This window comes from Glycomyces amatae, from assembly GCF_020991375.1.
In the GTDB taxonomy this organism is placed as follows: Bacteria; Actinomycetota; Actinomycetes; order Mycobacteriales; family Micromonosporaceae; genus Glycomyces; species Glycomyces amatae.
Genome location: NZ_JAJLQZ010000002.1, coordinates 204,217 through 228,098, shown reverse-complemented (window position 1 = coordinate 228,098; position 23,882 = coordinate 204,217). Strand labels below are relative to the sequence as shown.

At 73.8% G+C, this 23,882-nt stretch carries 20 protein-coding genes and 1 riboswitch; of the genes, 12 read left to right on the top strand and 8 right to left on the bottom strand.

The window, feature by feature from the left end; translation table 11 throughout:
• The first annotated feature begins 31 nt into the window (after nucleotides 1-31).
• The 5 genes from LO763_RS03975 (at nucleotide 32) to LO763_RS03955 (ending at nucleotide 7,173) form a co-directional block, all read left to right on the top strand.
• Nucleotides 32-502: a bifunctional nuclease family protein gene (locus LO763_RS03975; protein ID WP_369431907.1), complete on the top strand. Its 471-nt coding sequence runs from the start codon at nucleotides 32-34 to the stop codon at nucleotides 500-502.
• Nucleotides 503-624: 122 nt separating this feature from the next.
• On the top strand, nucleotides 625-1,170 hold the full coding sequence (locus LO763_RS03970; protein ID WP_304608773.1) for a MerR family transcriptional regulator: 546 nt from the start codon (nucleotides 625-627) through the stop codon (nucleotides 1,168-1,170).
• 21 nt (nucleotides 1,171-1,191) lie between these two features.
• Nucleotides 1,192-1,292, top strand: a riboswitch (glycine riboswitch).
• Between the two features lie 74 nt (nucleotides 1,293-1,366).
• On the top strand, nucleotides 1,367-4,186 hold the full coding sequence (gcvP, locus tag LO763_RS03965) for an aminomethyl-transferring glycine dehydrogenase (protein WP_230600646.1): 2,820 nt from the start codon (nucleotides 1,367-1,369) through the stop codon (nucleotides 4,184-4,186).
• A gap of 121 nt (nucleotides 4,187-4,307) precedes the next feature.
• Entirely contained in the window at nucleotides 4,308-5,972 is a 1,665-nt protein-coding gene (locus tag LO763_RS03960) for a vWA domain-containing protein (protein ID WP_230600645.1), read from the top strand.
• A 61-nt stretch (nucleotides 5,973-6,033) separates the two neighbouring features.
• A complete protein-coding gene (locus LO763_RS03955; RefSeq protein WP_230600644.1) occupies nucleotides 6,034-7,173 on the top strand; it encodes a chorismate-binding protein in 1,140 nt (379 codons plus the stop codon).
• Nucleotides 7,174-7,233: 60 nt separating this feature from the next.
• On the opposite strand, the gene LO763_RS03950 is transcribed toward LO763_RS03955, so the two are convergent.
• Nucleotides 7,234-7,485, bottom strand: a complete 252-nt coding sequence (locus LO763_RS03950) for a hypothetical protein (RefSeq protein ID WP_230600643.1) — start codon at nucleotides 7,483-7,485, stop codon at nucleotides 7,234-7,236.
• Between the two features lie 212 nt (nucleotides 7,486-7,697).
• On the opposite strand from LO763_RS03950, the gene LO763_RS03945 reads away from it, so the two are divergent.
• Nucleotides 7,698-8,081, top strand: coding sequence for an ankyrin repeat domain-containing protein (locus tag LO763_RS03945; protein ID WP_439650262.1), 384 nt, complete (start codon nucleotides 7,698-7,700; stop codon nucleotides 8,079-8,081).
• A gap of 10 nt (nucleotides 8,082-8,091) precedes the next feature.
• Here LO763_RS03945 and LO763_RS03940 read toward each other — a convergent pair whose 3' ends face one another.
• Nucleotides 8,092-9,018: a LysR family transcriptional regulator gene (locus LO763_RS03940; protein ID WP_230600641.1), complete on the bottom strand. Its 927-nt coding sequence runs from the start codon at nucleotides 9,016-9,018 to the stop codon at nucleotides 8,092-8,094.
• A gap of 137 nt (nucleotides 9,019-9,155) precedes the next feature.
• Between LO763_RS03940 and LO763_RS03935 the strand changes: the two genes are divergently transcribed.
• From LO763_RS03935 to uppS, 4 genes are all read left to right on the top strand, one after another.
• Nucleotides 9,156-9,833 carry a succinate dehydrogenase cytochrome b subunit gene (locus LO763_RS03935; RefSeq protein ID WP_255671761.1) on the top strand — a complete coding sequence of 226 codons (678 nt, stop codon included), beginning with the start codon at nucleotides 9,156-9,158 and terminating at the stop codon, nucleotides 9,831-9,833.
• Nucleotide 9,834: 1 nt separating this feature from the next.
• Complete coding sequence (locus LO763_RS03930; RefSeq protein WP_230600639.1) at nucleotides 9,835-11,772, top strand: fumarate reductase/succinate dehydrogenase flavoprotein subunit; 1,938 nt, start codon at nucleotides 9,835-9,837, stop codon at nucleotides 11,770-11,772.
• Entirely contained in the window at nucleotides 11,769-12,515 is a 747-nt protein-coding gene (locus LO763_RS03925) for a succinate dehydrogenase/fumarate reductase iron-sulfur subunit (protein ID WP_230600638.1), read from the top strand. Before LO763_RS03930 ends, LO763_RS03925 begins: the two co-directional genes overlap by 4 nt.
• Nucleotides 12,516-12,984: 469 nt before the next feature.
• Complete coding sequence (uppS, locus tag LO763_RS03920) at nucleotides 12,985-13,749, top strand: polyprenyl diphosphate synthase (RefSeq protein WP_230600637.1); 765 nt, start codon at nucleotides 12,985-12,987, stop codon at nucleotides 13,747-13,749.
• 16 nt (nucleotides 13,750-13,765) lie between these two features.
• Here uppS and LO763_RS03915 read toward each other — a convergent pair whose 3' ends face one another.
• Nucleotides 13,766-15,001, bottom strand: a complete 1,236-nt coding sequence (locus tag LO763_RS03915) for an epoxide hydrolase family protein (RefSeq protein ID WP_230600636.1) — start codon at nucleotides 14,999-15,001, stop codon at nucleotides 13,766-13,768.
• Between the two features lie 307 nt (nucleotides 15,002-15,308).
• Entirely contained in the window at nucleotides 15,309-16,109 is an 801-nt protein-coding gene (locus LO763_RS03910; RefSeq protein ID WP_230600635.1) for an HAD family hydrolase, read from the bottom strand.
• 44 nt (nucleotides 16,110-16,153) lie between these two features.
• Between LO763_RS03910 and LO763_RS03905 the strand changes: the two genes are divergently transcribed.
• A complete protein-coding gene (locus tag LO763_RS03905; protein WP_230600634.1) occupies nucleotides 16,154-17,581 on the top strand; it encodes a serine hydrolase domain-containing protein in 1,428 nt (475 codons plus the stop codon).
• A 4-nt stretch (nucleotides 17,582-17,585) separates the two neighbouring features.
• Here LO763_RS03905 and LO763_RS28695 read toward each other — a convergent pair whose 3' ends face one another.
• A complete protein-coding gene (locus LO763_RS28695; RefSeq protein WP_255671657.1) occupies nucleotides 17,586-17,963 on the bottom strand; it encodes a cupin domain-containing protein in 378 nt (125 codons plus the stop codon).
• Nucleotides 17,964-18,022: 59 nt separating this feature from the next.
• Here LO763_RS28695 and LO763_RS03890 point away from each other — a divergent pair, with 59 nt between their 5' ends.
• Nucleotides 18,023-18,496, top strand: a complete 474-nt coding sequence (locus tag LO763_RS03890) for a MarR family winged helix-turn-helix transcriptional regulator (protein ID WP_230600909.1) — start codon at nucleotides 18,023-18,025, stop codon at nucleotides 18,494-18,496.
• 1,296 nt (nucleotides 18,497-19,792) lie between these two features.
• Here the strand turns inward: LO763_RS03890 and LO763_RS03880 are convergent.
• Genes LO763_RS03880 through LO763_RS03870 form a run of 3 tightly spaced genes read right to left on the bottom strand, consistent with a single transcriptional unit; the run spans nucleotide 19,793 to nucleotide 23,825 of the window.
• Nucleotides 19,793-20,920 (bottom strand): type III PLP-dependent enzyme domain-containing protein, encoded by a 1,128-nt coding sequence (locus LO763_RS03880; protein ID WP_230600633.1) that lies wholly within the window; start codon nucleotides 20,918-20,920, stop codon nucleotides 19,793-19,795.
• Complete coding sequence (locus LO763_RS03875) at nucleotides 20,917-22,443, bottom strand: IucA/IucC family protein (protein WP_230600632.1); 1,527 nt, start codon at nucleotides 22,441-22,443, stop codon at nucleotides 20,917-20,919. Before LO763_RS03875 ends, LO763_RS03880 begins: the two co-directional genes overlap by 4 nt.
• The gene (locus LO763_RS03870; RefSeq protein WP_230600631.1) at nucleotides 22,440-23,825 is read right to left on the bottom strand and encodes an IucA/IucC family protein; all 1,386 of its coding nucleotides are present in this window, start codon (nucleotides 23,823-23,825) and stop codon (nucleotides 22,440-22,442) included. The genes LO763_RS03875 and LO763_RS03870 overlap by 4 nt, the downstream gene beginning before the upstream one ends.
• Nucleotides 23,826-23,882: the final 57 nt, after the last annotated feature.

The window sequence follows — 23,882 nt, the reverse complement described above, 5'->3', positions numbered from 1 at the left end:
TCAAGGACGGCAACCCGTTGGAGGCGAACCGGTGCGGATGATGACCGTAGTCGGGGTCCGCGTGGAACTTCCGAGCAACCAACCGGTGGTCCTGCTCAAAGAGGCCGACGGCCACCGCTACCTCCCGATCTGGATCGGCACCGTCGAGGCCGCGGCGATCGCCTACCAGCAGCAGGACGTGCAGCTGTCCCGCCCGCTCACCCACGACCTCATGCGGGACGTCCTCGACGCCCTCGACGTCACCCTCACCGCCGTGGAGATCACGGAGCTGCGCGACACGGTCTACTTCGCCGAGCTCGTCCTCGACGGGCGCACCCGCGTCTCCTCGCGCTCCTCCGACGCCATCGCCCTCGCCCTGCGCGCCGAGGCGCCCATCTGGTGCGACGACGCCGTCCTCGACGAGGCCGGCGTGGTCCTGCCCGACACGCAGGAGGACGAAGTGGAGAAGTTCCGCGAGTTCCTCGAAGAGGTCACCCCCGAGGACTTCGAAGAAGGCCGATAACACCCCTCGCGACCTGCCGGGGGAGCATCCGCGTCCCCATAGAGCATTTCTCTCGTTCAGCCCATGGTGGAGGGTCGGGCGGTTACGCTCACCTCCGTAACCGACGGTGCGCGGAGGTCGCGATGGACGCCCACAGTGAAGCCGCGGGACGGCCGGTCGTCCCGCCCAGCCAGATCCGCGGCTGGAGGGGCACCGCCGCCTGCCACGTCGTCGGCATCACCTACCGCCAGCTCGACTACTGGGCCCGCACCGGCCTGGTCGAGCCGAGCGTCCGCCCCGCCTCCGGCTCGGGCTCCAACCGCCTCTACTCCTTCCGCGACATCATCGTCCTCAAGGTCATCAAACGCCTCCTCGACGCCGGGGTCTCCCTCCAGAACATCCGCACCGCCGTCGAGGCCCTCCGCTGCCGCGCCGTCAAGGACCTCGCCGAGATCACCCTCATGTCCGACGGCACCACCGTCTACGAGTGCCGCTCCGCCGGCGAGGTCATCGAGCTCCTGCGCGGCGGCCAGGGCGTCTTCGGCATCGCCGTCCGCACCACCGTCACCGAGGTCATGGGGCGCCTGGCGACCCTCCCCGGCGAGGCCCCCGCGCGCGCGCACGCGCCCGAGCAGCCCCGCGCGCGCCACACCGGGGACCTGCCCGGTCGCCGACCGGCCCCCTCCTGACCTACCATGGCCGCAGAGCCGGAAAACCGGGCGGGAGAGATCGTGGGCCACATGCGCTCCACGGCACCGAAGGGGCAAGTCCCTCGCTTCAAACTCTCAGGTACCAGGACCGCCCGGAATTGGCCGCTCTGAAGCCGGCCCGAGCCGGTGACAGACGAGGGGACCGCAACCGCCGTCGACTGTCACCGGAGACCCCATGACCGACCGTTCCTTCGCCGACCGACACATCGGGACCAGCGCCGCCGACCAGGACGCCATGCTCAAGGCCGTGGGCCACCCCAGCCTCGAGGCGCTCATGGACGCCTGCATGCCCGCGCTCATCCGCTCCCGCGACGGCCTCGCGCTCCCCGCCGCGGTCTCCGAGACCGAGGCCCAGGCCGAGCTCGCCGCCCTCGCCGCGCGGAACCGGGCCAAGCGGTCCATGATCGGCCTGGGCTACTACGGCACCCACACCCCGGCCGTGATCCGCCGCAACGTCCTGGAGAACCCCTCCTGGTACACCGCGTACACGCCCTACCAGGCCGAGATCAGCCAAGGGCGCCTCGAAGCGCTCCTGAACTTCCAGACCATGGTCGCCGACCTCACCGGCCTGCCCGTCGCCGGCGCGAGCCTCCTCGACGAGGCCACCGCCGCCGCCGAGGCCATGCTCCTGGCCCGCCGGGCGGCGAAACGGGACGCCGGGAACGTCTTCGCCGTCGACCGCCGCGTCCTGCCCCAGACCCTCGCGGTCCTGCGGACGCGGGCCGAACCGGTCGGCATCGACCTCGTCGTCGCCGACCTCGCCGACCCCGCGCAGGTCCCCGACGGCGCCTTCGGCGTCCTCCTCCAGTACCCCGGCGCCGACGGCGTCCTCATCGACTGGACGGCCACCGCGGAGGCCGCCCGCGCCAAGGGCGCCGCGGTCACCGTCGCCGCCGACCTCCTCGCCCTCGCGGTCCTGACCGCCCCCGGCGAGTTCGGCGCCGACATCGCCGTCGGCTCCACGCAGCGCCTCGGCATGCCCATGGGCTTCGGCGGCCCCCACGCCGGCTACATGGCCGTGCGCGACGCCCTCCAGCGCCAGCTGCCGGGCCGCCTGGTCGGCGTCTCCCGCGACGCGGCGGGACAGCCCGCCCTGCGCCTCGCCCTCCAGGCCCGCGAGCAGCACATCCGCCGCGAGAAGGCCACCAGCAACATCTGCACCGCCCAGGTCCTGCCCGCCGTCATCGCCGCCTCCTACGCCGTCTGGCACGGCCCCGAGGGCCTGCGGGCCATCGCCGAGCGCACCGCCGCCCAGGCCGCGCGCCTGCGCGCCTCCCTGGACGCCGCCGGCATCGACACCGGCGAGGCGCCCCTGTTCGACACCGTCACCGCCCGCGTGCCCGGCCGGGCCGACGCGGTCGTCGCCGCGGCCGCCGAGCGCGGCGTCAACCTGCGCCGCGTCGACGCCGACACCGTCGCCGCCGCCTGCGACGAGACCACCGCCGAGGCCGACCTGCGCGTCGTCTGCGAGGCCTTCGGGGCGAGCCTCCACGACCCGGTCGAAGCGGCCCTGCCCGCGGCCCTGCGCCGCGAGAGCGCCTACCTGACCCACCCGGTCTTCACCGCCCACCACTCCGAGACCGCGATGATGCGCTACCTCAAGCGCCTCGCCGACGTCGACTACGGCCTCGACCGCGGCATGATCCCGCTCGGGTCGTGCACCATGAAGCTCAACGCCGCCGCCGAGATGGAGCCCATCTCCTGGCCCGAGTTCGCCGACGTCCACCCCCTCGCCCCCGCCGACCAGACCGAGGGCTGGCGGGCCCTCATCGACCAGCTCGAAGGCTGGCTCGCCGACGTGTGCGGCTACGCGGCCGTCTCCGTCCAGCCCAACGCCGGCTCCCAGGGCGAGCTCGCCGGGCTCCTGGCCATCCGCGCCTGGCAGGCCGACCGCGGCCAGGCCGGGCGCGACGTGTGCCTCATCCCCGCCAGCGCCCACGGCACCAACGCCGCCTCCGCCGTCCTCGCCGGGATGCGCGTGGTCGTCGTCGCCTGCGACGAGGCCGGCAACGTCGACCTGGACGACCTGGACGCCAAGATCGGCGCCCACGCCGACCGCCTCGCGGCCCTCATGGTCACCTACCCCTCCACGCACGGGGTGTACGAGTCGACCATCGTCGAGGTCTGCGCCCGCGTCCACGACGCGGGCGGGCAGGTCTACGTCGACGGCGCCAACCTCAACGCCCTCCTGGGCTGGGCCAAGCCGGGCCGCTTCGGCGCCGACGTGTCGCACCTGAACCTGCACAAGACCTTCTGCATCCCGCACGGCGGCGGCGGGCCCGGCGTGGGCCCGGTCGCCGTCGCCGAGCACCTGGCGCCGTTCCTGCCCTCCGACCCGCTCGAGGCCGCCGGCCCGGTCGGCCCGGTCTCGCAGGCCCGGTGGGGCTCGGCCGGGATCCTCCAGATCCCGTGGATGTACCTGCGCATGATGGGCCCCGAGGGCGTGACCGCGGCGACCGCCTCGGCGGTCCTGGCCGCCAACTACGTCGCCGCGCGCCTGGGGGAGCACTACCCGGTGCTGTACGCCGGCGAGCACGGCCTGGTCGCCCACGAGTGCATCCTCGACCTGCGCGAGCTCACCAAGCGCTCGGGCGTGACCGTCGAGGACGTCGCCAAGCGGCTCATCGACTACGGCTTCCACGCCCCCACGATGTCCTTCCCCGTGGCCGGGACGCTCATGGTCGAGCCCACCGAGTCCGAGGACCTCGCCGAGCTCGACCGGTTCTGCGAGGCCATGATCGGCATCCGCGCCGAGATCGAGGCCGTCGCCGCCGGCGAGGTCGCCGTCGAGGCCTCGGCGCTGCGGGGCGCCCCGCACACCGCCGCGGCCGCCACCGCCGACGAGTGGGACCGGGCCTACTCCCGGACCCAGGCGGCCCACCCCGCCGGGGTGAGCACCGCGAAGTACTGGCCGCCGGTGGGCCGCATCGACAACGCGTGGGGCGACCGCAACCTCGCGTGCACCTGCCCGCCGATCGAGGCGTTCGGGGAGTAGCCGCGCGGCCGCGGCGGCCGGTCCCGGGCGGGGCCGGCCGCCGCGATGCGCGTGAGCCGTAAATTCGCTCAGGCGTGCTGGCTCTACACTGGCTGCCGACGATCCCCCCAGGAGTGAGCTCATGGTTTTCGGTACTGCGCGTGCGGTGAAGTCGCACCGGACAGGTCGGCGGCGCAAGAAGGGCGGCTCCAAGCTGCCGGTGGCCCCCTGGATCGTGATCACGCTGGTGTGCGTGCTCGTCGCCTCGGGCCTGACATGGGGATTCATGACGCTCCTGCGGTCGGGCTGCTCCGGCGAGGTGTTCCGGGTGACCGTGGCGACGGCCCCCGGCGTCTTCTCCTCGGTCGAGGACGCCGCCCAGGAGTGGGAGGCGACGCAGCCGGAGGTCGACGGCCGGTGCGTGGGCGTCGCGGTCACCGAGGTCGCCGCGGCCGACGCCTCGCGGGGGATCACCGCCGGCACCTGGGACGCGAAGTCGTTCGGCAAGCGGCCGATCGCGTGGGTGCCCGACGCGCAGGCGTGGGCCTCCTCGGTCGCCTCGAACGAGGCCTCCGCCGGCTACGCCAGCGCCGACCCGGTGGTGCTGGGCCAGGCCTCGTCGGTCCTGGCCGTCGCCGAGTCGACCGCGACGGAGCTGGGCTGGCTGGGGGGCCAGCCGCCGGCGTGGACCGACGTGCTCGCCCGCGTCTCGGACGGGACGCTGACCCTGGGCGCGGCCAACCCCCGCACCTCCACCGAGGGCCTGGTGTCGATGCTGAACGCGACCTCGGACGGCGCCGGGGGGTTCGCCGAGGACGCCATGGCCGCCTACTCGGCGGCGGTCGAGTCCGGGACGATGACCGACGACATCGCCGAGCAGCTCAGCGCCTACGCCGAGGCCCCGGACCCCGCGAAGGTGCTCACGGCCCTGGACTACCAGGTCGAGGACTTCAACGCCACTGCCGGCCTGGAGGACCCGCTCGTGCCGGTGACGCCCTCGGGCACGGCCGTGAGCGCGGTGGCCTCCTACATGGTCCTGGGCGGCGCGGGATGGGTCTCCGAGTCGGACGCGGGGATCGCCGAGCGGTTCGGCGAGTTCCTGGCCTCCTCCGACTTCACCGACGCCGACCTGCAACCGGTCGAGGACCCCGCGGCGGCGCTGGCCCAGACCACCCCCGAGGCGGTCGGCCTGGCGACCCGCTCGTGGCAGTCGGGCCGCCAGGACCTCAACCTCCTGTTCCTGGTCGACCGGTCGAGCGCCGCGGCCGAGGAGACCGTCACCTACGGCGGCGCCGACGTGACCGCCGCCGACGCCACGATCCGCATGGCCGTCGACATGGTCGAGGACATGGAGTCGACCTACCGGGCCGGGCTGTGGGAGTACGGCGTCGGCGCGGGCGAGGACGGGCCCTGGCGCCCGGTCACCGACCTCGCCGAGATGTCCGACGAGAACCGCGGCCAGCTGACCGACGACCTGTACGCGATCTCCGCGAACGACACCTACGAAGGCGGATCGCCGCTCTACGACTCCCTGGTCGCGGCCTACCAGTACATGAACGAGCACGCCGCCGACGGCGCCCTCAACGTCGTGGTGGTGCTGACCAACTCGGGGGAGGACACCGCGAGCGCGCCCACGGTCGAGGAGACGGCCACGGCGCTGTCCTCGGCGGACGGCCCGGTCAAGGCCTACACCGTCGGGTTCGGCGCGGCCAACGCCGACAACCTGGCGCTGCTGGCCGAGGCCACCGGCGGCGCCTACATCGAGGCGCCCGCCGAGGGCGGGGTCCTCGCCGACATCGGCGCCTGAGGAGCGGTGAGGTGGGCCACTCGGCGCAGGGCGCCGGGCCCGCCTGGGCGACACTTGACCCATGCCGAGTTTCCGAGGCGTCCCCGCGTCCCCCGCGGGAGCCCCGTCCGCCTGCCGCGACCGCCTGGTCGAGGTCGACCGGCTCGAATGGCGCGTGGGCGACGGCGGCGACCCCGCCGACCTCGCCGCGGCCTTCTGCGACCGGCACGCCGCCGTCCACGGCGACGGCGACGGCGAACCGTGCGGCGTCGCGCTCCTGGTCTCGGCCGCGGCCGGCGCGGCCATGATCGGCGGCGCGACCGGCGCCGCCAGTCCGGTCCCGGCCGTCCCCGACCTCGCCCTGGTCGCCTACGCGCACGGGCCCCGCCGCGAACGCCGCGCCCCCGGCCCCTTCGCCCTCGGCCCCGAGTGGCGGCGGTCGTGGACCGGCGCCGACCACGCCAAGGCGGTCGTCGCCGTCCAGGAGGCCATCGGCCGCGGCCAGGTCTACGTCGCCAACGTCGTGGGCCACCGCAGCGCCCCGTGGACCGGCGACCCCGCCGCCGCGGCCGCCGCCGTCGCGGGCGTCCCCGGCGCGTCCTGGGGCGGCGTCCTGTCCGGTGAGGACTGGCTGGTCGCCTCCGGCTCCCCCGAGTGCTTCCTCACCGTCGACGGGAGCCGGGCGGCCACCCGCCCCATCAAGGGCACCGCGCCCGCGACCCCCGAGGGCCGCACCGGGCTGCTCTCCTCGGTCAAGGAGCGCGCCGAGCACGTCATGATCGTCGACCTCGGCCGCAACGACCTCGCCCGGGTCGCCGTCCCCGGCACCGTGGCCGTCGAGGGCCTGTTCCGGTTGCAGCGCTGGGCCGACCTGTGGCAGGCCGAGTCCACGGTCACCGCCGAACTCGCGCCCGGCACCGGCCTGGCGGACCTGCTGCGGGCGACGTGCCCGCCCGGGTCGGTCACCGGCACCCCGAAACTGGCGATGCTCGACCTCGTCGGCGGCCTCGAACCGGTCGGCAGGGGCCCCGCCATGGGCGCGTTCGGGTTCGCGCGGGCGGGCGCGGTGCGCCTGGGGGTGACCATCAGGACCCTCGCCCTCGACGCGACGCGGGCCCACCTGTGGGCCGGGGGCGGCATCACCTGGCGGTCCGACCCCGAGGCCGAAGTCGCCGAAGCCGACGCGAAGGCCGCGGCCGTCGCCCGCGCCCTCGTCTCCTGAACGCCCCCGCGGCATCCTGGAAACCGCTCTACATCGAACTGTCGGATCAACGACAGCGCCTCATTCGCGCGAGGCCCGCCAGATCGCGACCGTCTGCTCCTTGGCCCGCTCCCTGAGGTCGTCGGGCCACTCGGCCCGGTACAGCCGCAGCCGCGGCGTCGAGGAGTCGAGCTCGACCACGCAGCCGAGCGCCATGGGCGGATCGGGATGGACCCGCTGGAGCCACACCGTGCCCGCGCTCCCGTCGTCGCCGCTCACTTGGATGGTGCGATGCTCCAATTGGAACTGCCCTAGGATTTTCGGCTCGCTCATGCCCGAGTCCTCACCGTTCTTGTCCCACCGATAAGGGCCCCTCGGCGATTCGTGTCAGCGCTTCGGCCGCGGGCCCGCATCAATCTTTCCCACCCCGGTGCAGCCGTGTCAATACCCGGCCCGACACCTGCCCGGGTGAACCCCGGCCGCAGCGGTCCACAGCGGAGCCCTGGCGCGATCCCCCACCGGGGCCGAGCGGGTGTGTCAAGCTGGTGTGCGTGAGCGATGACGAGGAATTCCGCGAAATTGCCGAGGCCGCCTTCGACCTGGCCCGCGCCGGGGAGACCGAGCGGCTGCTCCGCTTCGTGGCGACCGGCCTGCCGGTCGACCTGGTGAACGGATCGGGGGACTCCCTGCTGATGCTGGCCGCCTACCACGGCCACGCCCCCACGGTCCGCGCCCTCGTCGAAGCCGGGGCCGATGTGGACAAGCGCAACGACCGCGACCAGTCGCCCCTGGCCGGCGCGGTCTTCAAGGACTACGGGGACGTCGCGGCCGTCCTCCTCGAGCACGGCGCCGACCCCGACTCCGGCACGCCCTCGGCGCGCCAGATCGCCGCCATGTTCGACCGCGGGACCTTCAGGACCGACGCGTAGGCCGCCCGGCTCAGACCGACCGCATCCCCTCGGGCAGGCGGCCCCAGGCGTGCAGGTCGGTCAGGTGCGCCTCCAGGCATGCCGCGAACGCGCCCGCCGCCTTCGTCGACGGCGCGTCCCGCCGCACCGCCAGCACGATGGTGCGGCTGGCGCCCGGCGGCGCCAGCGGCGTCGCCCGCAGCCCCGGCCGCCCGGCGGCGATCATCGCCGGCAGCAGCGCGATGCCCAGCCCGGCCTCCACGAGCGAGGCCACCGCGTCCGTCGCGCCCCCGTCCACCCCCGTGCGGGGCGTGAACCCCGCCGCCTCGCACGTCGTGATCGTCAGGTCCCTCAGGTCGTAGCCGTGCGCGGGCAGCACGAACGCCTGCTCCCGCAGCTGCGACAACCCGATGTAGGCCTGGCGCGTCAGCGGCGGCAGGTGCGCCGCCGAGGCCACCACGAGCGCCTCGGCCAGGAGCGGGCGCACCGTCAGGCCGGTCGCGTCGGCCTTGTCGCCGATGGTGAACGCCAGGTCCAGGTCCCCGGCGCTCAGCCGCTCGGTGAGCGGCCCCGAGCCGTCCTCGGTGAGCGTCACCGTCACCCCCGGGTGCGCCTCCAGGTACCGCGTCAGCAGCGGCGCGATGAGCCACGAGCACAGGCTCGGGGTCGCGCCCAGGCGCAGGTGCCCGGTGCGCACGGCCAGCACGTCGTCGATGTCGGCGCGCGCGGCGGCGTGGGCGGCGGTGATGCGCCTCGCGTGCGGCAGCAGGGTCTGCCCGGCGTCGGTCAGCTCGATCCGGCCCCGCGAGCGCGTCAGCAGCGGCGCCCCCAGCTCCGCCTCGAGCGTCTGGATCTGCTTGCTCAATGACGGTTGTGTCACACCGAGTTCTTCGGCCGCATGAGTGAAATGTCGGTTTTTCGCGACAGCGAGGAAGGCTTGCAACTGCTGCGGACGCATGTTCATAACCTATCGGCATGGAACAGGGCTCGACCATGAATTGGACCCGTGACGCCCGTCGCGTCTAACCTCTGGACGTGTCTACGGATCTGCAATCGCGCACCGCCGCGCCGCCCGCCAAACCCGCCCGAGGGCCCATGAAGCCGTGGCGTTCCAACATCGGCCTCAAGATCGCGATGGCCGTCTCCGGCGTCCTCCTGGTCCTGTTCATCATCGCCCACATGGCCGGGAACCTCCACGTCTTCGAAGGCCGCGAGGAGATGAACGCCTACGCCGCCGGGCTGCGGTCCTTCGGCGAGCCCCTGCTGCCCCACGAGAGCCTCCTGTGGATCATGCGCATCGGCCTGATCGCCGCCGTCGCCGTCCACATCTGGTCGGCCGTCGTGCTCACCCGCCGCGCCCTCCACGCCCGCCCCGTCCGCTACGCCTCCAAGAAGCCCGCCAGGGGCGAGTCGCGCCACGCCGTCGCCACCATGCGCTGGGGCGCGGTCGTCATCGTCCTCTTCGTCGTCTGGCACCTGCTGGACCTCACCTGGCGGACGGTCAACCCCGTCAAGGACATCCACGACGCCTACGGCGCCGTGGTCGCCGCGTTCGACCCCGACCGCTGGCCGGTCACCGTCTTCTACCTCCTGGCCCTCGTCGCCCTGGGCTTCCACCTGCGGCACGGCATCTGGTCCGCGGTCCAGACCATCGCCGGGCCCAACACCAAATGGCGCAAGCGGACCCAGGCGATCAGTCTGGCCGTCGCCGTCGTCGTCGTGGCCGGGTTCGCGATCGTGCCCCTGGCCGTCACTTTCGGACTGGTGAGCTGACATGAGCACTGACTACTACCGCGAAGGCGACCCCGTCGCGGACACCAAGGCCCCCGAGGGCCCCATCGCCGAACGCTGGGAGCAGCGCCGCTTCTCCGGGCGCCTGGTCAACCCCGCCAACCGCCGCAAGCTCCGCGTCATCGTCGTCGGCACCGGCCTGGCCGGCGCCAGCGCCGCCGCCACCCTCGGCGAGCTCGGCTACCGGGTCGCGAACTACTGCTTCCAGGACTCGGCCCGCCGCGCCCACTCGATCGCCGCCCAGGGCGGCATCAACGCCGCCAAGAACTACCGCAACGACGGCGACAGCGTGCACCGCCTGTTCTACGACACCGTCAAGGGCGGCGACTTCCGCTCCCGCGAGTCCAACGTGCACCGCCTCGCCGAGGTCTCCACCGAGATCATCGACCAGTGCGTGGCCCAGGGCGTGCCCTTCGCCCGCGAGTACGGCGGCCTGCTCGACAACCGCTCCTTCGGCGGCGCCCAGGTCTCGCGGACGTTCTACGCCCGCGGCCAGACCGGCCAGCAGCTCCTGCTCGGCGCCTACCAGGCGCTCCAGCGGCAGGTCGCGGCCGGGACGGTCGACCTGCACACCCGCCACGAGATGCTCGAGCTGGTCATCGTCGACGGCAAGGCCCGCGGCATCATCGTGCGCGACCTGGTCACCGGCGAGATCTCGACCGAGCTGGCCGACGCGGTGGTCCTGGCCACCGGCGGCTACGGCAACGTGTTCTTCCTGTCGACCAACGCCAAGGGCTGCAACGTGACCGCCTCCTGGCGGGCCCACCGCAAGGGCGCGTACTTCGCCAACCCCTGCTACACGCAGATCCACCCGACCTGCATCCCGCAGTCCGGCGACCACCAGTCGAAGCTCACGCTCATGTCCGAGTCGCTGCGCAACGACGGGCGCGTGTGGGTGCCCGCCAAGCGCGGCGACGACCGCCACCCCGCCGACATCCCCGAGGCCGAGCGCGACTACTACCTCGAGCGCCGCTACCCCGCCTTCGGCAACCTCGTGCCCCGCGACATCGCCTCGCGCGCCGCGAAGGTCGCCTGCGACGAAGGGCACGGCGTGGGCCCGGGCGGACTCGGCGTCTACCTCGACTTCGCCGACGCGATCAAGCGCCTCGGCAAGAAGGCCGTCGAGGCCCGCTACGGCAACCTGTTCGACATGTACGAGCGGATCACCGGCGAGAACCCGTACGAGCGCCCGATGCGCATCTACCCGGCCGTGCACTACACGATGGGCGGCCTGTGGGTCGACTACGACCTGTCGTCGAACATCCCGGGCCTGTTCGTCACCGGCGAGGCCAACTTCTCCGACCACGGCGCGAACCGCCTGGGCGCCTCGGCGCTCATGCAGGGCCTGTCGGACGGGTACTTCGTCCTGCCGAACACGATCTCGGACTACCTCGCGGACGGGCCCTTCGAAGCCCTGGACGAGGACCACGAGGCCGTCGTGGCCGCCCGCCGGGAGGTCGAGGACCGCATCGCGTTCTTCCTGAACAACGACGGCGACCGCACCGTGGACTCCTTCCACCGCGAACTCGGCAAGATCATGTGGGAGTACTGCGGCATGGAGCGCACCGACGAGGGCCTGCGCAAGGCCATCGGGCTCATCCGCGACCTCAAGGACGAGTTCTACAAGCGCGTCAAGGTCACCGGGAAGGCCGAGGAGCTCAACCAGCAGCTGGAGAAGGCCGGCCGCGTCGCCGACTTCTTCGAGCTGGGCGAGCTCATGTGCATCGACGCCCTGCACCGCACCGAGTCGTGCGGCGGCCACTTCCGCGCCGAGTCCCAGACCGAGGACGGCGAGGCCAGGCGCGACGACGAGCGGTTCTCGTACGTCGCCGCGTGGGAGTACGGGGGCGAGGAGCCCGTCCTCCACAAGGAAGCCCTCGAGTTCGAGTACGTCAAGCCCACCCAACGGAGCTACAAGTGAAGCTGTCCCTGCGAATCTGGCGCCAGCCCGACGCCGCCACCAAGGGCGAGATGGTGTCCTACGAGATCGACGAGGTCTCCGAGGACGCGTCGTTCCTGGAGATGCTCGACGTGCTCAACGAGCGCCTCATCGCCGAAGGCGGCGACCCGGTCGCGTTCGACCACGACTGCCGCGAGGGCATCTGCGGGGCCTGCTCGCTCGTCATCGACGGGCAGCCGCACGGCCCGCAGGCCGCGACCACGACCTGCCAGCTGCACATGCGCAAATTCCGCGACGGCGACCAGATCGACATCGAGCCGTGGCGGGCCGGGGCGTTCCCGGTCGTCAAGGACCTCGTGGTCGACCGGAGCGCGTTCGACCAGATCATCCAGGCCGGCGGGTACATCTCCGCGCCGACCGGGACCGCACCGGACGCGCACGCCGTGCCGATCCCGAAGCAGGACGCCGACGCGGCCTTCGCGGCCGCGGCGTGCATCGGCTGCGGCGCCTGCGTCGCCGCCTGCCCGAACGGGTCGGGGATGCTCTTCATGGGCGCCAAGGTCGCCCACCTGGGCCTGACCCCGCAGGGGCAGCCCGAGCGGGCCACGCGCGTGCTCGGCATGGTCGCCGCCCACGACGAGGCCGGCTTCGGCGGGTGCACCAACGTCGGCGAATGCGCGGCCGCGTGCCCCAAGGAGATCGGCCTGGACGTCATCGGCCAGCTGAACCGGGACTTCCGCAAGGCCGCCGCCCGCGCGGCGTAGCGAGTCGTGAGAAAAGGCCCCCGGCTTCGCCGGGGGCCTTTCGCCGCCCGATCCCCGCTGACGCAGGGAGCACATGCGCTCGAACATCTCGAACAGGTTGCCGTACGGCTCATCCCCGCTGGCGCGGGGAGCAAGAGGCCCCCGGACACGTGTCCGGGGGCCTCGCATTCTGCTGCCCCGCGTGAGCGGGGAGATACCGGGGGGATTTCGCCCCACGTGAGTGGGTCAATGCCGCCCCATGTAAACAACGAACCGGGTGCCGCATAGTCGCGCCGCTTGACGGTGACCCGCGTCTCTCTTTGCGGACCTTGCGGCTGACTCGGCGTCGGCTTCCACCGTCGGAGGCGCGCCGACGGCGAGGAACGAGCGAGGCGCACGCGAGGCGATGGAGCACTACGCGGCCGCGAACCTGTAGGTCAGCGGCCCGGACCGAAGCGGACCGGGCCGGGGACGGGTTAGGCTCGTCGGCATGCGCGCACCCCGACTCCTGTACCGGCTCTACGCGAAACGCTTGCAGCGCAAGCTCGTTCCCGACCTGCTGCCGCGGCATGTCGCGGTCGCCATGGACGGGAACCGGCGCTGGGCCCGCAGCCGGGGGTTCGCCGACGCCGGGATCGGGCACCGGTACGGCGCCGAGCACCTCGACGACCTCCTGGGCTGGTGCGCGCCGATCGGCATCGACCACGTCACCGTCTACGTGGCCTCGGTCGACAACCTCCGGAAGCGCGACGGCGGCGAGGTCGCCCACCTCATGGAGATGATCGAGGCGATCATCGCCGACCGGCTCATGCTGCCGGGCAACCGGTGGCGCCTCCACATCGCCGGGCAGCTCGACCACCTCCCCGACTCGACGGCCGAGGCGCTCAAGGCCGCCGTGGACGCGACCGCGGGCCGCGACGGCGGGCACCTGACGATCGCCATCGGCTACGACGGGCAGACCGAGATCGTGGACGCGGTCCGCACGCTCCTGGAGCAGGAGGCCGCGCAGGGCGGCACGATCGACGGCCTCGCCGAGCGGTTGACCGCGGCGGACATCGGGGCGCACCGGTACACCCCGGAGCTGCCCGCGGCCGACCTCATCATCCGCACCTCGGGGGAGCGGCGGCTCTCCAGCTTCCTGCTGTGGCAGTCGGCGGGCGCGGAGCTGTACTTCTGCGACGTGTACTGGCCGGGGTTCCGCCACGTCGACTTCCTGCGCGCCCTGCGCGACTACGCCCGCCGCCGCGCCCGCTGACGGCGCGGCCCGCGCCTCAGGGCCGGCGGCCGCGGAAGGTGCGGCGCAGGTCGTCCACCCAGGCGTCGGGGTGCTCCCAGGGGATGAAGTGGCCGCCGCGGTCGTGGGCGTTGACGTTGACGTGGTTGAACCAGGCGGCCTGCGGGCCGGTCGCGAACGCCCGGACGCGCTCGGCGGCGGTGTCGACGCCGGGCGGGTTCTCGTACGCGACGAACGTGAGGCCGACCGGGGCCTCCACGACCGGCGCGCGGTCATGAGCGGGCGTCCAGGGGTAGCGGTTGGCGTTGGCGTAGTAGCGCATCGAGGTGGCGATGGCGTTGTTGGCCCAGTAGATCGTGGCGTGGGTGAGCAGGTCGTCCCTGGTGAAGACGGACTCGACGTCGCCGCCGTTGTCGCTCCAGGCGTTCCAGCGCTCCAGCAGCCAGGCCAGCAGCCCCGCGGGAGAGTCGCTCAACCCGTGGGCCAGTGTGGCGCCGTCGAGCATGTGCACGGCCAGGTGCGGCGCCCAGCGGCGGTCCATCGCCGCGATGCGGGCGCGGACCGCCTCGCTCTGGTCGTCGGTCAGCGGCCGGTTCCGGGCGAAGTCCCAGGCGCGGGGGCCGTTGAAGAAGTCGAGCGGCAGCCCCGAGCCGATGTGGATCCCGTACAGCTCGCCGGCGTACTTGTGGCCGAGCTGGCTGGAGACGATCCCGCCGATGTCGCAGCCTCCGGCGGCGTACTTCCCGTACCCCAGGGTCCGGGTCATGAGGGTGTGCCAGAGGTCGGCGACCTTCCAGAAGTTGACGTCCGGGAAGCCGGTGAGCGGGCCGGGGAAGCCGAAGCCGGGCAGGGACGGCACGATGACGTCGAACGCGTCGGCGGGGTCGCCGCCGAACGCGGCGGGGTCGGCGAGGGGGTCGACGACCTTCGACCAGTGCCAGAACGTCCACGGCCAGCCGTGGGTGAGGATCAGCGGGACCGGGCGGGGGCCGCGGCCGGGCCGGCGCATGAAGTGCACCGGGACGCCGTCGACGACCACCTGGTACTGCTCGTAGGCGTTGATGGCGGCCTCGGCCCGGCGCCAGTCGTAGCCGTCCCGCCAGTAGGCCGTCAGTTCGCGCACGTAGCCGGCCGGGACGCCGTAGGACCAGTCCTCGTTGCCCTCGTCCAGCGGCGGGCGGGTGGAGGCGAGGCGGGCGCGCAGGTCGTCGAGGACCTCGTCGGGCACGTGGACGGGCGTGGGCTCCAGGGGGAAGTCGTGCGGCGCGGTCATGGCGTGGTCCCTTTCGGGTAGGCGGCGACTCCGACGGTAGAGCGTGCTCCCCGGGGCGGCGCCGCCCCGGCGGCCGCCTGTGAAGCGCGCGGCCGTCACGCGCCCCCGCTCCGAGATTAGTTACAAGATATATCGAGTCCGAGGCAGAAGGCCTCTTTGTGATTCCAGGACATCGGTCGTCGCATCACACGAGCACGGGCTTCGCCCGTGCGCTCACCGAAAAGAAAAGCCCTGGCGGCAGCCGTGTTCGGGCGCCTCGGCCCGGCGGCGCGGGGGCCGTCCGGCCGCTCAGTCGAGGGGCGGACGCTCAGCGCAGCAGCGCTTCGACGGCGGCGGCGACGCCGTCGTCCAAGTTGGAGCCGCACCGGTCGGTCGCGGCCGCGGCGGCCTCGGGGTGGGCGTTCGCGACGGCGAAGGACCGGCCCGCCCATGCCAGCATCGGCACGTCGTTCGGGGCGTCGCCGAACGCGACCACCGCTTCGGGGCCGATGCCGCGCCCGGCGCACCACGCTGCGAGCGTCCCGGCCTTGGTCACCCCGGCCGGGCCGATCTCCAGCAGTCCCGCGCCGCCGGAGTGCGACAGGTCCACCCCGGCCAGGTCCAGGCCGCGGGCCGCCGCCAGGAGCAGGTCGGCCTCGCCGCCGTCCACATGGGCCAGCAGTTTTACCACCTGCGGGGCGGCCGCCAAGGCCTCGGTGAGCGAGTCGCGGAAGGTCCGCCGGTCGCCCACCGAGTCGACCTTGGCGTACCCGGTCTCGGCGACGACCTCGAAGCCGGTCTCGACGGCGAACCGGAGCGAGGGCAGTGCGGTGCGCAGTGCCTTGGCGGCCATGGCGGCCGTCTCGGCCGGCAGTGTCCGGGAGGCGGTGACGGCCTGCCCGGCGGGGTCGTAGACCATGGCGCCGTTGGCGCAGATGGCGGTGTCGAGGGCGGCTGCGAGTGCGGTCCACTCCTGGAAGACCCGCGGCGGCCGGGCGGTGACGGCGACGAGGGCGACGCCTTGCGCGCGTGCGGCGCGGAGGGCGGTGCGGGTGCGGTCGGTGAGGGCGCCCCGGGGGCCGAGGAGGGTGCCGTCGAGATCGGTGGCGATCACGCGAGGGGCCGTCATGAGGGGACTTTATCGGTGTGCTCTCGCGTCTAGACTTCCGGCAGGTGTTCGCCCTCGTCGTATGGGAGTCGTCCATGGTCTCGATCGATCGCGTCCGCGCCGATCTCCGCGAGCATCTCGCGGGGGTGGTGTTGCGGCACGGTGTCGCGGGGGCGTCGGTCGCGGTCGCGATCGGCGAGGAGACGGCCGAGGCGGTGGCGGGGGTGGTGAACGTGCGGACCGGGGTGCCCGTGACGGTGGATGCGGTGTTCCAGATCCAGTCGATCACGAAGGTGTGGACGGCGACGCTGGTGATGCAGTTGGTCGATGAGGGCCTGGTGGGTCTCGATGATCCGGTGGTGGATCATCTGCCGGGGTTTCGCACTGCGGATGCGGCGGCGAGCGCCCGGATCACGGTTCGTCATCTGCTGACGCACACGGGGGGTTTCGAGGGTGATCTGTGGATGGCGACCACCCGTGGTGATGACGCGTTGCAGCGGTTGGTCGAGGACTGGGTGCCGCGGGCGGCGCAGTATGAGGAGCCGGGGTCGCGGTACTCCTATTGCAGTGCGGGCATGGCGGTCCTGGGGCGGTTGGTGGAGGTGAAGCGGGGGGCGTCGTTCGCGGCGGTGCTGCGGGCCCGGTTGGCGGATCCGCTGGGGGTCGAGGAGATCGCCTTCGACGCGGATGGGGCGTTGGGCTTCAATGCGGCGGTCGGGCATGTGGGCGGTGGCGGGGGGAAGCGGCCGTTGCCGGTGTGGGCGACCATGCACGAGTCGAATCCGGCGGCGGGGAACCGGTTGGCGATGTCGGCGCGGGCGTTGTGCGCGTTCGGTCGTATGCATGTGGGCGACGGTCTGGGGCCGGAGGGGGCGCGGGTGCTTTCGGCGGCGTCGGCGAGGGCGATGCGTGAGGCGGGTCCGGTGCTGCCGGGGTTCGGGGGGTCGCGGGCGGTGGGGTTGGGGTGGGAGGTCGTGGATGGGGGTGCGGTGGTGCGGCATGGTGGTGGGGCGATCGGGTTCGAGTCGTCGCTGGTGCTGGTGCCCGCTCATCGGATGGTGGTCGCCGTGCTGGTCAATGACGGTGGTCTTGCGGGTGTGATGCGGGATCTGGTGGAGCCGTGGGTGGAGGCGGCTGCGGGGGTGGTGCCCGGCCCGGCTCCGGTGTTGCTGGGCCGGGCCGAGTCGTTGGCCGGTGTGGAGCGGTATGCCGGTGTGTATGCGCTCGGGATCGAGCGGGTCGCGGTGTCGGTGGTGGAGGGTCGGGTGGAGCGGTCGTTCACGCCGTTGGGGGAGTCGCGGTCGATGATGGAGCGGGCGGGTCTGGTTCCGGAGTCGTTCACTGAGGAGATTCGGCGTGTGTCGGGGGATCTGTTCGCGGCGGTGGGTCCGGATGGCGCTGCGGGTGCGTTGATGGAGTTCCTCGATGCCGATGGTGCGGGTCGGGCGCGTTTTCTGCATACGGGTCGGCGTTCGGTGCCGCGGGTGGGGTAGTGGTTCAGGCGGCCCAGGGGAGGGGGATGGGGGTGGGGTCGTCGGGGGTGTAGGCGTGCATGGGGGCGGGGCCGGTGACGATGGCGGTGAAGCCGGTGTCGGGGCCGGGGGTGAGTCGGCGCGGGGTGTGGGCGGGGATGACGATGGTGTCGCCTGCGGTGAGGTGGGTGGTCTGGTCGTCGGTGGTGATGGTGGCGGTGCCGTGGAGGAGGGTCCAGGTCTGTTGGGTGTCGATGCAGTGGTGTGGTCCGGGGTGTCCGGCGGGGGCTTGGACTTTCCAGAGGGGGTTGGCGGCGTTGCCGAGGGTGGGGGAGGCGAGGGTGGTCATGGTGGCGCCGGGGGTCTGGGTGCGTCGGGTGTCGGTGCTGCGGATGGTGTGCATGGGTGCGTCTCCTAGGATGGTCAACGTGGTTGCCTATATAGTAAACCAGGTTGTCTATCATGGGTGAGCGGGGCCCCGGATACGAACTGCCGCTGCTCCTGTTCGCGGCCTTCCGCGCCGTCATCGACGAGACCCACGCCGTCCTCGCCGACCACGGCCACGCCGACCTGCGGCCCATGCACGGCTTCGTCTTCCAGGCCATCGGCACCGGCGGCACCACCGCCGTCGAGCTCGCCGCCCGCCTGGGCGTCACCAAGCAGGCCGCGGGCAAGACCATCACCGCCCTCGAACGCCAGGGCTACCTCGAACGCGCCGCCGACCCCCGCGACGCCCGCGCCAAGACCGTGCGCCTGACCGCCCGCGGCACCGAGGTCCTCGCGTTGTCGGCGCGGGCCTTCGACGCCGTCCAGGACCGCTGGGCGCGGGAGATCGGCGACGACCGGCTCGACGCCCTCCGCGAGGACCTGCGCGCGCTCGCCCCCGGTGCGCTGTTCCGCCTCGACGCCCCCGGCTGGTTCGGCAGGGCCTCGTGACGCCCCGGCGCTAAGCGGCCCCGCAGCGGGTCGGTGTGGGCCTTGACGAACCGGGTCGCGGCGATGATGAGCGGCTCGTGGTCGGCGGCGGCGTGGCGCGTGTGGAGGCGGTCGCACAGGTCCGCCAGCGCCGTCGCCAGGTCGGCCATGATCGGGCCCCGCTCGCCGGTCACCGTCAGCGCCAGCAGCGTCGCGAGCCAGGCCGGGCCGTGGTCGCGGAAGTTCAGGTGGAGGTTGCGCTCGGCCTGGCGGTCGGCGGCGATCAGCAGGTAGTGGACCTCGGTGGCGATGCGCCAGGCCAGGCCCGGGTGCGGGCGGGTGCGCGCGAAGACGTCCACGGCCGGTTCGGCGGCGTGCAGGGCCACGGCGGCGAACCCGAGGTCGCAGCGCGAGGAGATCGTCAGCGCCGCCGACCGTCCGGCCGGGTCGGGGCAGAGCCGGTCGATCAGGGCGGGGTCGGCGAAGGCGCCCATGCGGACGGCGGCCTGGAGGGCGGCGCGCAGGGTCAGCGGCGCGTTGGCCGCGACCGGTTCGACGTCGGGGAAGCGCTTGGCCAGCAGGTCGGCGGCGCCGCGGGCGAGGGCGGTGCGGCCGGCGGCGGCGTGGAGGCCGGCGGCCAGGCGGAGGCTGTCGCGCAGGAGCTCGCCTTCGCGGTCGACGGCGATGAGCATGCGGGCGGCCTGGTCGGCGGCGCCGACGGCGAGGTCGGGGTCGGCGGCCCGGTGGAAGAGGCGGGCGGCGCGGGCCAGGGCGGCGGCGAGGTCGGCGAAGCCGGGGCTGTGGGGGTCGGTGGGGTCGGTCTCGTCGAGCAGGCTCACCGCCGCGTCGGCTTCGGTGGCGGCGGTGAAGTAGCGGCCGACGCGGGCGGCGGCCTCGGCGAGGTCGAGGCGGGCGAGTGAGCGTTGGCGGGGGTCGGTCTCGAGGGCGGTGACGATGGCGACGCGTTCGCGTTGGGCGGCGTAGGCCTCGCCGGCCTCGCCGACGGCGGTGTGCGAGCGGGCGCGGTCGGCGAGCAGTTCGGCGAAGTCGGCGCGGGTGGCCGCGTCGCCGGGGTGGACGGCCAGGCAGCCGCGGTATTCGGCGGCGGCGCTGGCGTAGACGGCCAGCGCGCCTTGGTGGTTGCCGGCGGTGGCGAGTTTCGCCGCGTCTCGGTGGGTCCGCCGGGCATGACGCCGGTTGGGCATTCGGACTCCTCAATGAGGGATCGAGGCTGTCGGGCGCCGCGTCGGGACGGACGGGTGCGCTCACGTCAGGCCCTTCATCGTAAACGGTCGCGTCGCGGCGCGACTCCGCCGATCAGCCGATGACGATCGACCGGGGTGCGGGGTGGTCCAGGAAGCGGTCGTGGGAGATCTCCCAGCCGTAGGCGCCGGCGTCGGGGAAGACGAGGCGGTCGCCGACGGCGACGCGGTCGAGGCGCTGGCCGGTGTTGAGGATGTCGCGGGGGGTGCACAGTTCGCCGCAGACGCGGAGGTCGACGTCGGTCCAGGCGGGGCCGGTGCGCGGGCCGGGGACGAGGTGGAAGGGGTGGGAGTAGCCCCAGGCGGCGGGGAGGCGGAAGTGGTGGGTGCCGCCGCGGACGAGTGCGAAGGCTTGGCCTCGTACGGTTTTGAGGTCGAGGATCTCGGCGGTGTACCAGCCGGCGGGGGCGGCGAGGTAGCGGCCGGGTTCGAAGACGAGTTCGGTGCCGGCGGTGTCGAGGCCGGTGAGGGCGGTGGCGAGGGCGTCGAGGTCGATGGCGTGGCCGCGGGGGTCGGCGCCGAGGCCGCCGCCGACGTTGACGTAGCGCAGGTCGAAGTGGTCGGCGGCGTGCCGGGACCAGGTGAGGGCGGTGCGGACGTGGGCGGCGTAGGCGTCGGCGTCGAGGCAGTTGGAGACGGCGTGGAGGTGGAATCCGGCCAGGTCCAGGCCGAGGGCGAGGGCGTGGCGGACGGCGGTGGGGACGGCCTGCTCGTCGAGGCCGAAGGGGGTGGGCGCGCCGGTCATCTGGTGGGTGCCGGGCAGGGCCGGGCCGCGGTTGACGCGCAGGGCGACCGGTCCGGTGTGCCCGGCCGCGGCGAGGCCGTCGAGGTCGCGGGTGCTTTCGGCGTGGACCCATGCGGGCGGGGCGGCGGTGGCGGCTTCGGTGAGGTCGGCGGTGGTCTTGGCGGGGCCGGAGAAGGCCAGGCGGGTCGCTCCGGCGGCGCGTGCGGTGCGGAGTTCGCCGCCGGAGGCGCATTCGATGCCGTCGGCGAGGTGGGCGGCGGTCTCCAGGACGGCGGGGTTGGCGCAGGCCTTCATGGCGTAGAGGATGGTGCGGCCGGGCAGGGCCTGGCGGAGGCGGTGGAGGCGGGTGGCGAAGGCGCGGGGGTCGTAGATCCAGGCGGAGGCGGGGGACGGGAGGGCCCGGACGGCGTCGGCCACGGCGGCGGGGAGGGGGGTCATGGGCGGCTCCGGGCGAGGGGGTTGTCCACGAGGGTCTCGATCTCGCGGCCGGGGTGCAGGCGCATGGTCAGCAGCGCCTTGGTGGGCATGGCGGGGGCGAGGTAGGCGTCGCGGTCGGCCGCGGGCAGGTCGAGGTCGGCGATGCGGTCGGCCAGGTCGGCCCAGAATGCGGCCGTGTCGGTGCCGCAGTCGCGCTCCAGGGCGGCGGCGATGGCCGCGAGGTGGTTCTGGAACAGCGTGTAGGCCGCTTTGGACCGGACCTGGTCCATGCTGGGGGCGTTGACCGGGCTGTCGGGGGGCAGTGTGAGGTCGAAGGGGAGGCTGGGGGTGTGGAGGCGGGCGCCGCCGAGGTCGCGGGTGATCGGCGTGTGGGGGGCGGGGCCGCGCATGGCGACGAGGCTGTTCTGGAGGTGGGCTTCGAGGCCGATGCCCATGGCGGCCTTGGTGAGCACCGGGACGGTGAAGAGGGCGGCGTAGTCGCGGAGCCAGGCATCGGGGTCGCCGGACCAGTCGGCGTACTCGGCCGCCAGGCTCGCGCCGGTGACCGGTGAGGTCGCGGTGAGCGCGGTCGCCGGGACGCACACGGTGCCGGCCGGGGTCGCCTCGCGCAGCGGTGAGCGGGCGATGGCGGTCAGGTCCCGTGCGCCGTCGAGCCAGGCGCCGGCGGTGTCGGTCGCGAACGCGTGGGGCGGTCCGGGCAGGTCGCCCAGGAGGGCGCTGAGGAGCGGTGCGAGGCGGGCGGTGTGGGGGGAGATGTCGCGGCGGGTGGAGGTGATGTGGATGCCCAGGGCGAGTTTGAGGGCGCCGGGGGCGCGGTGCCCGGCGAGGGTGCGGATCGCGGCGGTCGGCCAGGCCGGGACGGTCGCCTCCAGCAGGCGCAGCCGCCCGGTGGCGAACAGGTGCCCGTACTCGGGGAGGATCCGGTGCTCGAGCTGCCAGGGGTGGACGGGCAGGACGGGGTCGGGCAGGTCGAGTCCGGCGAGCATCGGATGGGTCCGGAAGTCCTGTCCTGAGCGCGAGAGGACGCCGCCGCGGTCGGCGATGAGGCGCACGCCGATGGGCCGGGGCGTCTCCAGGTCGTACCGCTCCAGGTCGGTGCGGGTCCAGCCGAGGCGGGTGCGGGCGCACGGGTGCAGCTGGTGGCCGTCGGTCGCGAGGGTCTCCAGGAGCCGGGCGGTGCCGTCGACGTCGCGGGTGCCGCCGGCGATGAGGCGGGCGAGGGTGGGGGCGCCGGCGCGGGCGGCGAGGGCGGCGAGGTGGCGGTGGCGTTCGGTCGCGCGGGCGCGGGCGTAGGCGAGTGCGGTGCGGGCGGATTCGAGTTCGGCGGCGAGGTGCTCGGGGACGGCCGCGCCGAGGATCGTCTCCAGGGTCTTGACGGGGTCCTCGTCGGCGCCGGGGCCGGGCGCGAGCTGGTTGAAGGCGCCTTCGGGGGCCGGGGCGGGCCTGGTGCGGGCGCCGCCCAGGTCTTCGCGCCAGGCGGCGGCCGTGAGCTGCGCGGACAGGCTCGGTCCGGTGGCGTTCACGCCGCCGCCAGCGGGTTGTCGACCGCGGCCCAGAGGTCGGCGACCGGGTCGTCGGCCAGGCGCATGGCGGTGGTGGCCTTGACCGGCCACGGGTCGCGCAGGACCGCGGCCTGGACCGGGGCGGGCAGTGCCATGGCGCGGACGGCGTCGGCGACCGCGGCCCACCACTGGCCGGGGTCGGTCCCGGTCCAGGTCGCAAGCGCGTCCACCAGGGCGGTCAGCGTCGTGGGGAAGAGCGCGGCGAGGAGCTTGGTCGACCGGGCGCGGGGGTCGGGCTCGGGGAGGTCGCCGATGAGGTGGGGCCAGTCCTGGGCGGGGACGCGGATGCCGCCGAAGTCGCGGTAGACCAGGGCCGTGGGCCGGTCGCCGGTGAAGGAGGCGAGGGTGTTCTGCCCGTGTGCCTCGAGGGCAACGCCGGTGGTCGCGAACAGCCGCAGCGGCGCCAGCACCACCGGTACCAGGGCCTGCCACCAGGTGTCGAGGCGGTCGCCGGCGAGGGCCGCGGCGATCGGTCGGCCCGTGGCCGGGCACGGCTCGGCGAGCGCGGCCAGCGGCACGGCGCGGGGGTGGCCGTAGGCGTGCGGGGCGCGGCGGACGATCGCGGCCAGGTGCGGCAGCGGCGCGCCCGCCTCGGTGCGGGCGATGGCCGCGCATTCGGGCAGGAGCGTGATCGCGGCGCGGGCGGCGGGCGCGCCCAGGTGTCTGGTGATCACCGTGGCGTTGTGGGCGGCGGCGGCGGAGACGTGGCGGACCGCCGAGGTCAGTTGCAGGTCCACCGCGGTCTTGACGTGGACGCCGCCGATCGACATCGTGCGCAGGCTCATCAGCGGGGCCGCGTTCGGCCAGGTGCGCGCCGGTGCGGGCAGGCGGTGGCGGGCGGCCTGCCAGGGGTGCACCGGGAGGTCGGTGGCCGCCATGTCGAACGCCTCCCAGGGCGCGTCGGCGTCGAGCCGCGGCATGTCGAACAGCCCCAGGTCGAACCGCGGCGCGTGTTCGGGGGCGTAGGCGCGGATCTCGTCGTCGGTGAGGGCGCCCCGGGAGCGCGCCAGCGGATGCGTCGGGTGCCCCAGGAGCACGGCCTGCTCGAACCACACCGACGGGTCGGGGTGGGCCGCGGCGGCGGCGGCCCACAGGTTCGCGGGGTGGGGGCGGGCGGCGTGGAGGGCGAGGGCGGTGCCGCGGACCGCGGCGGCGATCTCGGCGGCGAACCGGTCGGCGTGGGCCGATCCGGCGCTGAGGGAGCGGGCCAGTGCGGCCGCGGTGGTGCCTGCGGGGCGCCCCGGGAGGGGTTCGATCGCCGCCGCGGCCTTGAGGCGGTCGGCGACGATCGCGTCGGCGCGGGCCGCGAGGGCGTGCGGCACGGCGGCGGGGGCGGAGTCCATGGCCTGCACTGTACTGGCGAACCAGGCCGGTGTGGAGCGTGCGATTGCTCACGGACC

Excerpts from the sequence above, each read along its gene's own strand:
- LO763_RS03910 (WP_230600635.1), bottom strand. The coding sequence starts at position 16,109 with ATGACGGCCCCTCGCGTGATCGCCACCGATCTCGACGGCACCCTCCTC.
- gcvP (WP_230600646.1), top strand. The coding sequence starts at position 1,367 with ATGACCGACCGTTCCTTCGCCGACCGACACATCGGGACCAGCGCCGCC.
- LO763_RS03960 (WP_230600645.1), top strand. The coding sequence starts at position 4,308 with ATGGTTTTCGGTACTGCGCGTGCGGTGAAGTCGCACCGGACAGGTCGG.
- uppS (WP_230600637.1), top strand. The coding sequence starts at position 12,985 with ATGCGCGCACCCCGACTCCTGTACCGGCTCTACGCGAAACGCTTGCAG.
- LO763_RS03880 (WP_230600633.1), bottom strand. The coding sequence starts at position 20,920 with ATGACCCCCCTCCCCGCCGCCGTGGCCGACGCCGTCCGGGCCCTCCCG.
- LO763_RS03950 (WP_230600643.1), bottom strand. The coding sequence starts at position 7,485 with ATGAGCGAGCCGAAAATCCTAGGGCAGTTCCAATTGGAGCATCGCACC.
- LO763_RS03870 (WP_230600631.1), bottom strand. The coding sequence starts at position 23,825 with ATGGACTCCGCCCCCGCCGCCGTGCCGCACGCCCTCGCGGCCCGCGCC.
- LO763_RS03915 (WP_230600636.1), bottom strand. The coding sequence starts at position 15,001 with ATGACCGCGCCGCACGACTTCCCCCTGGAGCCCACGCCCGTCCACGTG.
- LO763_RS03955 (WP_230600644.1), top strand. The coding sequence starts at position 6,034 with ATGCCGAGTTTCCGAGGCGTCCCCGCGTCCCCCGCGGGAGCCCCGTCC.
- LO763_RS28695 (WP_255671657.1), bottom strand. The coding sequence starts at position 17,963 with ATGCACACCATCCGCAGCACCGACACCCGACGCACCCAGACCCCCGGC.
- LO763_RS03890 (WP_230600909.1), top strand. The coding sequence starts at position 18,023 with ATGGGTGAGCGGGGCCCCGGATACGAACTGCCGCTGCTCCTGTTCGCG.
- LO763_RS03930 (WP_230600639.1), top strand. The coding sequence starts at position 9,835 with ATGAGCACTGACTACTACCGCGAAGGCGACCCCGTCGCGGACACCAAG.
- LO763_RS03970 (WP_304608773.1), top strand. The coding sequence starts at position 625 with ATGGACGCCCACAGTGAAGCCGCGGGACGGCCGGTCGTCCCGCCCAGC.
- LO763_RS03935 (WP_255671761.1), top strand. The coding sequence starts at position 9,156 with ATGAAGCCGTGGCGTTCCAACATCGGCCTCAAGATCGCGATGGCCGTC.
- LO763_RS03940 (WP_230600641.1), bottom strand. The coding sequence starts at position 9,018 with ATGCGTCCGCAGCAGTTGCAAGCCTTCCTCGCTGTCGCGAAAAACCGA.